Here is a 1,981-nt window from a genome sequence, read left to right as displayed (position 1 = left end):
AAATTAATGCTTATTATTTAATTTTAATTAACAAAATATTAAAATTAATAATTTCCCAGAGTAGCTGACTTAATAAAAATTGCTTATAAATATAATTCAAAAGGAATTTTAAACGTATTCTCAAGCTTAAACATAATGACTTAGCACTATCAAATTCTATCAATTTCTACGCTACGATAGTACAAAAGCAAAAAGCCCACTTTTAGGTGAGCTTTCGAAATGGGTCGCCGTCTATTCCGAGCTGTCAATCAAATTAATTTTAAATTTATTCTCTTCAAAATTAAACTTGTGTCAATATTGATTTGAATTAAAAATGATCAAAAAGCCCACATTCCATGAGCTTTTTCATGATCTTTATATGTATAGAAAGAATTTTTTTATTGGTATAACATCACCTTTACCGATAATACTCTATCTGAAAAAATTAGCTATAAAACTCACAAATCAACAAACTTAACGACGCTTAATGGCAGGATTTATTCCAACTCCTCTCAACTTTTGATCCACACTTGCAAATGCACGAACAAGATCAGGTTGAGTACCTATTACTGCTGAATCACTGGTGCGACCATCCGATCCTTTTAAACTAGTACCTGTACTTGCTAAAATTGTTCGCACTTCACGTGGTGTTAACGTTAATCTTCTAGCTTTTGCATAACCTGACAAACTTGCTGCTGCCCCTGCTATGATTGGATTGGCTGATGATGTCCCTGCAAAAGACTTGGTATATTGGTCATTATCCCCACCATTATATAGATCTACTGCTACATTATTCGTCGTCGTAGAAACTACATCCCAGCACCCCCAACTCGCTGAGGTGACACGCTTACCATAAGATGAAAAAGATGCTTTTTTACCATCAGTTGCACATACAGCACCTGCAATAATCGCTCCAGAGTCTCTATTACTGACATCAAACTTTTTCTTGAAATCTGGACTATCTAAATTAACATTTCCATTGCCAGCAGCTTGAATTACGATTATTCCTTTATCAGTCAATGTCTTAATTGCATCATACCAGGCAGGTTGATACTCAATCGGAACATAACATGTTTTAGAACAATTAGTTATACCTGTTGCTCCAACTTGCATACCAATTTGTACTACATCCCCTGCTTGTAAAGCATCACCTGCCTCAATGATTGAAGGCAACGAAGTATCATAATGTCTTGCAAATAGATGACCAAAACGTGCTTGATTAGCAATTCCTGTCACTCCAAAACCATTATCCTTTGCTCCCATGATCCCCACGGATGAAGTATCATGATAGTCAATCTTCGTCTCAGTACCAAAATTTCGATAAGATGTAGGAAGATCACTGTGATTGATATTCCAGCGATCAGTTTCTGCAGAAATGACCGTAATATTCTCACCTCGAGCACCAACCTTGTAGCGGACATTCTGCCAATTAATCCCCCCTAAAGTATAACTTGGGGTTGTCAAATACGTTGGAGCATTGAGATAACCTTGTTGTGAAGTAAAATCCGGAGTCTTTTCTGTGGTAGGCGATGCAGCTGATCGAGTGGATGCTGCTAATTTCTGGGAGACTCCGTTAGATAATGGTACAGGGTCTGATGCAGGATAAACCAGTTCAACTTCTGGTTGCTTAGCTAAACTTTTTAAGAGGTTGTTAATATATACACTATCCGATTGTTTATCTGTTGAAATCCTGATGTGATAATAGCGCTGAAGTCCGTTCGGATCATCATCAGTATTAAGAGATCTGGTTTGAGTTTTAGCTTTAAAAAGCTTCTCAGGTACCAGCAACTTTCCGTTTTGGTCAAATAGGTTGTTTGGTGCTAAGGTTCGGAAATTTCTTTCACTTGTTTTAGCATACTTAACAACAATTGCAGGATAGGACTGACCTTTCTGGGCAAAAAAGTCGACACTACCGGCTTGGGCTATAGTAGGAATTCCAATAATAGAAGCAATCAAAAAAACACTGTTCTTTAGTTTCATTATACTTACCTTTATAAATATT

General features: G+C 36.7%; 1 protein-coding gene. It reads right to left on the bottom strand.

Annotated elements, in window-relative coordinates:
• Nucleotides 1-453 precede the first annotated feature (453 nt).
• Complete coding sequence (locus KPC_RS19375; RefSeq protein WP_121975941.1) at nucleotides 454-1,959, bottom strand: S8 family serine peptidase; 1,506 nt, start codon at nucleotides 1,957-1,959, stop codon at nucleotides 454-456.
• Nucleotides 1,960-1,981 lie beyond the last annotated feature (22 nt).

This window comes from Acinetobacter stercoris (assembly GCF_900323515.1).
GTDB classification, from domain to species: domain Bacteria; phylum Pseudomonadota; class Gammaproteobacteria; order Pseudomonadales; family Moraxellaceae; genus Acinetobacter; species Acinetobacter stercoris.
Note: the sequence above shows the minus strand (reverse complement) of the source record. Positions and strands in the feature narration are given on the sequence as shown.